The organism is Streptomyces hirsutus (assembly GCF_001418415.1).
GTDB lineage: Bacteria > Actinomycetota > Actinomycetes > Streptomycetales > Streptomycetaceae > Streptomyces > Streptomyces hirsutus.
This window is the reverse complement of the sequence record NZ_LIQT01000355.1, coordinates 1-7,169: the sequence shown is the minus strand read 5'-3', so window position 1 is coordinate 7,169 and position 7,169 is coordinate 1. Positions and strand designations below refer to the sequence as shown.

At 73.3% G+C, this 7,169-nt stretch carries 7 protein-coding genes and 1 pseudogene; 3 read left to right on the top strand and 5 right to left on the bottom strand.

Going from position 1 to position 7,169, the window contains the following annotated elements; all coding sequences use genetic code 11:
* The 5 genes from AOK11_RS25520 to AOK11_RS25500 form a co-directional block, all read right to left on the bottom strand.
* Positions 1–1,012 (bottom strand): hypothetical protein (locus AOK11_RS25520; protein ID WP_240497485.1); only part of this gene is annotated, 1,012 nt, incomplete at its 3' end.
* Positions 1,013–1,099: 87 nt separating this feature from the next.
* The gene (locus AOK11_RS25515) at positions 1,100–2,128 is read right to left on the bottom strand and encodes a C40 family peptidase (protein WP_055596072.1); all 1,029 of its coding nucleotides are present in this window, start codon (positions 2,126–2,128) and stop codon (positions 1,100–1,102) included.
* 267 nt (positions 2,129–2,395) lie between these two features.
* Positions 2,396–3,463 carry a C40 family peptidase gene (locus AOK11_RS25510; RefSeq protein ID WP_055596073.1) on the bottom strand — a complete coding sequence of 356 codons (1,068 nt, stop codon included), beginning with the start codon at positions 3,461–3,463 and terminating at the stop codon, positions 2,396–2,398.
* A gap of 327 nt (positions 3,464–3,790) precedes the next feature.
* Positions 3,791–5,140, bottom strand: coding sequence for an NYN domain-containing protein (locus AOK11_RS25505; protein ID WP_055596071.1), 1,350 nt, complete (start codon positions 5,138–5,140; stop codon positions 3,791–3,793).
* A 63-nt stretch (positions 5,141–5,203) separates the two neighbouring features.
* Complete coding sequence (locus tag AOK11_RS25500) at positions 5,204–5,443, bottom strand: hypothetical protein (RefSeq protein WP_042165845.1); 240 nt, start codon at positions 5,441–5,443, stop codon at positions 5,204–5,206.
* A gap of 156 nt (positions 5,444–5,599) precedes the next feature.
* Between AOK11_RS25500 and AOK11_RS25495 the strand changes: the two genes are divergently transcribed.
* The 3 genes and pseudogenes from AOK11_RS25495 to AOK11_RS46835 all read left to right on the top strand — a co-directional run.
* Positions 5,600–6,334, top strand: a complete 735-nt coding sequence (locus AOK11_RS25495; protein ID WP_055596070.1) for a rhomboid family intramembrane serine protease — start codon at positions 5,600–5,602, stop codon at positions 6,332–6,334.
* Positions 6,331–6,612, top strand: a complete 282-nt coding sequence (locus AOK11_RS25490) for an Lrp/AsnC family transcriptional regulator (protein ID WP_055596069.1) — start codon at positions 6,331–6,333, stop codon at positions 6,610–6,612. Before AOK11_RS25495 ends, AOK11_RS25490 begins: the two co-directional genes overlap by 4 nt.
* Positions 6,613–6,655: 43 nt before the next feature.
* Positions 6,656–7,030, top strand: a pseudogene (locus AOK11_RS46835) (glycerate kinase); the annotation flags it as partial.
* Positions 7,031–7,169: the final 139 nt, after the last annotated feature.

Here is a 7,169-nt window from a genome sequence, read left to right as displayed (position 1 = left end):
CGAGGCCGTCGGTGTCGGCGGTGAAGCCGAAGTCGTCGTCGCCCGGCAGCCCGGAGGGCACCTCGCCGTGGCCCACCTCGCGGGCGAGTTCCGGTGCCGCCTCGGCCGGGACGCGGTCGCCGCCCCGGTAGCCGACCCAGTCGGCGAAGCCCTCCGACAGCCACAGCGGGGTCGCGGCGGTGGTGTGGGCGCGGGTGGCGACGTGGGTGGTCTCGTGGGTGACGACGACCTGCCGGCCCGAGTCGCCGAGCAGGCCGAAGGCGTCCGGGTTGACGATGACCCGGTCCGCGGGCGCCCGGGCGCCGGCTCCGGTCTCGCCGGTGGTGACGGCCGCGATGCCCCGGTAGGAGGAGGCGGGTGAGCCCAGCAGTCCCGCCATGCCCTCCAGGGACCCCGGGACCAGGACGACGACCCGCCGCGCCCAGTCCGGTCCCCACGCGTCCGACACGGCGGGCACCGCCCGGTCGGCCAGCGCCGCGTAGTCGCGCAGCTTCACGTCGGTCTGCCCGACGCCGAGCACCAGGCTCCGTTCTCCGTGCACGGCGCGCACCGCGCCCTGGTCCCACAGCTGGCGGCCGGACTTCCCGGCCGGCCGGTCGGAGACGACGGTCCACCGGCCCTTCTCGTCCCGGCTCAGGCTCAGGGTGCGGGCGGTGGTGACGGGGGCCCGGTCGTAGCCCGCGACGCGGTAGCCGAGGTCGGCGTCGACGGTGGCGGTGTCGCCGGTGCGGTGCACGGCGTTGACCCGGTAGCTCCAGTCGGCCAGCGGCACCTCGCGCAGGCTGTCGTATCCGGCCCGGGTGCCGGTACGCGCGTAGGCGGCGGCGTCCTCGCCGAGGACGGCGTCGGCCCGCCGGTCGAGCAGGGCCTGCACCTCGGCGCGCGCACCGTCGACGACCGGCCCTCCGCCGCACGCGACCAGGGAGACGAGCAGGGAGACGAGCAGGGAGACGAGCAGCAGGCATCGCACCGCCGCCACCGGCGCCCCGGGCACCCACCTTCGACCAGCCACCCTTGTGAGGGTACGGGCGCCGGGCCGTTCGGGTCAGACCGCCTGGACCGACGGCCCCGGCCGGCCCTTCGCGGCCGCCCGTTCCGGTCAAACCCGGGTGACCGACGAGACGGGCATCATCCCGACCGGGTCGTAGCGGACGGGGGCGCCGGGGTAGGGCGCGTGGATCACCTGGCCGTTACCCATGTACATGCCGACATGGCTGGCGTCGGCCCGGTAGACGACCAGGTCGCCGGGCCGGGCCTGGGAGAGCGGGACCTGCCTGCCGGCGTACCGCTGGGCCTGCGAGGTCCGCGGGAGGGCGACCCCGGCCTGTGCGTACGACCACTGCATCAGACCGGAGCAGTCGAACCCGAAGGGCCCGTTGGCGCCCCAGGCGTAGGGCTTGCCGAGGGCGGAGCGGGCGGCGGCGACGGCGGCTGCCGCGCGGCCGGAGACGGCGGTCGCGCCGCCCGGACCGGGCAGGCCGGGCAGGTCCGCGCCGCGGCCGGAGCGGACGGCCCTCTCGTGGGCGGCGCGCTCCTCGTCGGGGAGGGCGTTGAGCAGCCGCCGGGCCCGGGCGAGCTTGCGCTCGACGGTCTTCTTGTGGGCGGCGACCGCCTTGCGGCTGCGTTCCAGCTCGCCCAGCTTGCGGGAGGTCTCCGCACGGTCCTGGTCCAGGGTGCGCACGGCCTCCTGCAGTCCCTTCAGCTCGCCGGCCCGGCGGGCGGTGAGCCGGTCGAGCACCGAGGCCCGCTCGAGGTAGTCCTCGGGGTCGCCGGAGAACAGCAGCGCGAGGGACGGGTCGAGTCCGCCGGAGCGGTACTGGGCGCCGGCCAGCGACCCCAGCGACTCCCGCATGCCGTTGACGCGCTCCTGCTGCCGGGCGATCTCGTCCCGGGCCGCGTTGACCTGCTCCCGCAGGGTGTCCGCGCGCTCGTCGGCCTTGTTGTACGCCTCGGTCGCCCGCTCGGCCTCCGCGTAGAGGCGGTCCACCTCGGTCCTGGGGTCCTCGTGCGGGGTGGCCGTGGCCGGTACGGCGCCGAGGGCGGCTGCCGCCACGGACAGGAGACCTACGGCGACGGTGGTGCCCCGGTCGGGGCCCGGGGACGGTGCAAGGCGGCGATGGGACCCCACGGGGAACCGCGCTCCTTCCGCTGACGGACGGGGAAACGCGGGAGACAGTAGCCGTGGAGCGGGCGGCCGACCCATGGCCTCGGTGGCCACACACGGTGACGCCCCGCCTCTGACGCAGGTCACAGGCGGGGCGTGGGGCCGGGCGGCGCTCGCGCGATTCCCCCGAACGGGGGCATGCACCCGGGTCCGGAAGCGCTCGGGAGCGGTCGGGCAGGACCCGGTGCGCCCCCTGAGCCGGCCCCGGCCGGGGCCGGCTTCGGCGGAACGTCAGACGCGGACGCCGAACATGAACGGGCCGCCGATGGTGTTCATCGACTCGTAGCGGACGACGGTGCCGCTGCGCGGGGCGTGGATGACCTGGCCGTTGCCCGCGTAGAGACCCACGTGGTGCAGGTCGTTGAAGAAGAAGACCAGGTCTCCGACCTGGAGCTGGCTGGCCGAGTAGATCTTGGTGCCCGCGCCGGTCTGCGCCTCGGAGGTACGCGGGATGGAGACGCCGGCCTGGGCGTAGGCCCAGGAGGTGAGGCCCGAGCAGTCGTAGGAGGACGGGCCGGTGGCGCCGTAGACGTACGGGGTGCCGAGCTTGCTCTGGGCGGCGGCGAAGGCGGCGCCGGCGCGGCCGGATCCGCTGCCGACCGAGGCGGAGCTGCCGGTGTCGGTGCTGGTGGCCTTGAGGACCTCCCGCTCGCTGGCGCGGGTGGCGCGGTCCTCCTCCTCGGCGAGCTGCGCCTTCTCCTCGGCGGTGAGGGTGTTGAGCAGCTTCTGCGCGGCACCGAGCTTGTTCTGGACTTCCGTCTTCTTCTTGCCCAGTTCGGTGCGGGTGGAGGAGAGGTCCTTGAGCTTCTCGGAGGCCTCGGAGCGCTGCTGGGCGAGCTCGCGCTGCTTCTCCTGGATCTCCTTGAGCGCGTCGACCTGCTGGGTGCTCAGCTGGTCGAGGGCGGACGCCTTGTCGAGGTAGTCGTCCGGGTCCGCGGAGAGGAAGAGCTGGAGCGAGGGGTCGATGCCGCCGCTGCGGTACTGGGCGCTGGCCATCGAACCGAGGCCGTCGCGCAGCTCGTTGAGCTCCTGCTGGCCCTTGGCGACGTTGTCCTGGATCGTGGAGATCTCCTTCTGGAGCTTCTCCTGCTTCTCCTTGGCGCCGTTGTACTTCTCGGTGGCCTGCTCAGCCTCCTGGTAGAGCTTGTCGACCTTGGCCTTCACCTCGCCCTTGCTCGGCTTCTCGCTGGGGGCCGCGTTGGCGGCCTGCGAGCTCAGGACGACGGCAGCTGCGGCAGCGGTGGTGAGCACTGTGACACGTGCCCGGTTCGGCTGCTTGGGACGACGGTGGGACGCCACGGAGGCGAGCTCCTTCTTCCTCCAGCCGCCTACCGACACGCCGGTGGGCGGGGCCTCCGCCGTCGCCACCCCATGTGAACGATCAACCGAGCGGAGGTTCGAGGTCCGACCCTAGTGATTCTCTTGTGATCAGTTCAAATCCCCGGACATGAATTCTCGGTCACAGTATGTTTCTTTGCCTTCAACTCACCTGCAGTGATACTTCCTTGACGCTACGTTGCGTCAATATCGCGCCAATTCGGGCAATCGGCGGGTACGTTGCGGTTGGGGCTTACGTTCCGGATGGGACGTACCGCGCTTTGCGCCCTGCGGGACCGGCGCGGGCCTCTACGCCCGGGAGAACCGCTTCAACAGGACCGCGGAGGCGACCGGGCGGGCGCCCGCGCGGGCGACTCCGTCGGCGACCTCGCGGTCGGTGGAGACGACGATGACGGGCCGCCCCGGCGGCTCGGCGCGGACCAGCTGACGGATCAGTTCGTCGGCGGTGACGCCCGGCTTGGAGAACAGCACACGCACCCCGCGCGGCGGCGCGAGCAGGACGGGAGCGGCCAGTTCGGCCCCGTCGAAGACGCAGGTCACCTCGGCGCCGGTCTGCGCGGCGAGTTGGGCGAGCTGGCCCAGGATCCTCAACCGCTGCTTCTCCAGGGGCATCTGGGGATAGCCGGTCTTGGTCACGTTGTAGCCGTCGACGACGAGGTGCGCCTGCGGGAGCGCCAGCAGCTGGTCGAGGATGGCCGGGTCGCCCTCGGACAGCGCGCGGGCGGCGATGTCCTTGGGGGACAGGCTGCCGGGTTCGACGGCGTCCACGGTCTCGGCGGGCCGGACGGACACGGGGGGCAGCGCGAGTTCGCGACGGAGCCCCTGGGCGGCGTCCAGCACGGTGTCCAGGAGCAGCCGTACCCGCATGTCCTCGACGCTGCGTCCCTCGCGGGCGGCCCGGCGGGCGGCCTCCAGAGCGGCCTCCGACTCGCCGAGGCGCGCCTTGAGCCGCCGGGACTCGCTCTCGGCGGCGGACACCTGGGCCTGCCCGTCCGCGCGGACGGTGTCCATCTCGCCCTGCAGTCTGCGCAGCGCGGCGGCACCGCGCTTGACGTCGCTGAGCGCGGACCGCAGCTTGCGGTGCAGGGAGTCCGCTTCCTTCCTGGCGGCTTCCAGGTCGGTACGCAGCCGCTCGGTCTCGGACCTGGTGTGCTCGCGGGCACGGGCGAGTTCCTCGCTCAGCCGCTCCAGCTCGGCCCGGGTCTCCTCGTCGGCGCGTTCGGCGTCGGCCCGCTGGGCCTCCTCGCCGGCGGCGGTCACCAGTTTCACCCAGCCGGGCGGCCGCATGACGTAGGCCGCGGCCGCCACGTCCAGCGGGTCCGCGGCCGGGGGCGGGGAGCCTGAGTCGAGGGCGCCGGTCAGTTCCGGCTGGACCTCTCTCAGCCGCTCCCCGATGCGCTGGCGGAACAGCGGCTCGGTCTCCAGGGCGGCGGCCATCGCGTTGCCGGCGAACTTGGCGCGGCGGGTCGGGGTGAACCGGGCGTACTGCTTGAGCTGGGCGGGCAGCTCGGCCACGGTCAGTTTGCCGAAGCCGTCGGAGACGATCTGGACGACCCGGCGGCGCACGCCGTCGGGCAGCGGACGGTCGAACACCTCGGCGGTGCCGTCCTCCGACCCCCCGTCCGCGGTCTCCACCATCGGTCACACCCCATGCCTGTGTCCGACCCCGCGTACGGGGTCCCCTGGGCGGGGCCCGCTCCCTCAGGAGCCGGCGCCCGGCCTGTCGACGAGTTCCACCTGATCCACGGCGTTGCACCAGCGGCACCGCACCGACTCGATCGTCTCACCGAGGACCTCGCGCTCCTCGACCTTCGGCTCCCCCGCCAGGTCGAGGTGGACGTACTCCACGACCTTGGACGAGCGGGTCACGTCGAAACGGGTGAGGTTGCCGCAGAGGGTGCAGCGCCACCGCGTCGAGGCAGTCGGCAGAGGAACCGTCATCGTGGCTGTTCGCCTTCCTTACAGTGTCCGTGACGCGGCGGGCACCCGGCGCGTCTGGCACATAACCCTACGGCCTGGCGGGTCTTCGCCGCCCGCCCGTCCACGGCGGCGAGGCGGTCTGTGCTGTTGCATCCGGTTACGTCATGCTCTGTATTCATGATCCGCAACTGGGGCTCGGCGGCGGCCGGGGCGCTGAGGCGCCCGTCGGCACCGGTGACCCACACCCTCATCGCCGTGTGCTGCCTGGTCTTCCTGATCGGGCCGGCCTCGGGACTCGATCCGGGGTACGGGACCGGGGACGAACTGCTCGCCGCGCAGCGCGGCTACTTCCGCCACTGGGGGGTGATTCCCGCAGACGTGTTCGAAGGGTCCCCGTGGAGTGCCCTCACTCCGGCCACGGCCCTGTTCGTCCACGGCAGCTGGGTGCATCTGCTCGGCAACATGCTCTTCCTCCATGTCTTCGGGACGATGACCGAGGCACGCATGGGCCGCCTGCGGTTCCTCCTGTTCTACGTCGGCTGCGGGTACCTCGCCCTGCTCGGGTACGCCGTCGCCAACGCGGACTCGGAGCAGTCCCTGGTCGGCGCCTCGGGGGCGATCTCGGCGATCCTCGGCGCGTTCCTCCTGCTGTTCCCCCGGGCGCGGGTGACCAGTCTGCTGCCGTTCCTGTTCTTCCTGCCGGTGCGCTTCCCGGCGTGGGTGGTGCTGCCGTTCTGGGTGGTGCTGCAGTGGCTGGCGGCGGGGCAGGCCTCCGAGGGGCCGGGGGTGGCGTATCTGGCCCACCTGGTGGGCTTCGGGCTGGGCTTCTGCTGGGCGTGGGCGCGTTTCACGGGGGCGACTACAGTGAGAGGCGCACCGGCTCCGGCCCCCGAGGGAGAGAACCAGCAGTGATCACCGCGATCGTCCTCATCAAGACCAGCGTGGACCGGATCCCCGAGATCGCGGAGCGGATCGCCGCGCTGGACAGCGTCAGCGAGGTCTTCTCCGTCACCGGGACCTACGACCTGATCGCCATGGTCCGGGTCAAGGAGCACGAAGACCTGGCTGAGGTCATCCCGGGCCGGATCAACAAGATCCCGGGCGTGGAGGGGACGGACACGCACGTGGCGTTCCGCACGTACTCGCAGCACGACCTGGAGGCCGCGTTCGCGATCGGCCTCGACAACTGACCGGCCCGGACCGGAAGGGCCCGCGCGGCCGGAGTGCCGGGCCGCCCGGCTCCTCGACGCGGACGACGCCGAACTCGGCGAGGGCGGACGGGGTCTGACCCGGCTCCCCCCCTCGGATCGACCCGGTCGGCCTCGATCCCGGCTGCCCGAGGTCGAACTCCTCGCCGCCCGCACCGATCTGCGCCCGGCCCCCGGCACGGGCGCCGCGGGCGGTCCGGGCACCGGTCTCGCGGCGCCCGGCGCCCGTCTGCTGCCCCGCTTCGACGCCCTGCTCGACCACCTCGGCCTGGACGCCCGGCCGGCCCGCTCCGACCTGGTCGTCACCGCCGAAGGGGTCCTGGACCACCGGACACCGCGCGGGAAGGTCCCGGCGGAGGCGGCCCGCCGCGCCAAGCCGTCCGGGCGGCCGGTGCTCGCCCATGACCCCTGCGGCGGTGACGACCAGGTCGGAGCGGGCCGGCCGGGCGTCGAGGCCGCGGTCGTCGAGCAGGGCGGCGAAGCGGGGCAGCAGACGGGCGCCGGGCGCCGCGACACCGGTGCCCGGGCCGCCGGCGGCG

Coding starts and splice junctions, on each gene's coding strand:
- AOK11_RS25495 (WP_055596070.1), top strand. CDS start 5,600: ATGATCCGCAACTGGGGCTCGGCGGCGGCCGGGGCGCTGAGGCGCCCG.
- AOK11_RS25505 (WP_055596071.1), bottom strand. CDS start 5,140: ATGGTGGAGACCGCGGACGGGGGGTCGGAGGACGGCACCGCCGAGGTG.
- AOK11_RS25500 (WP_042165845.1), bottom strand. CDS start 5,443: ATGACGGTTCCTCTGCCGACTGCCTCGACGCGGTGGCGCTGCACCCTC.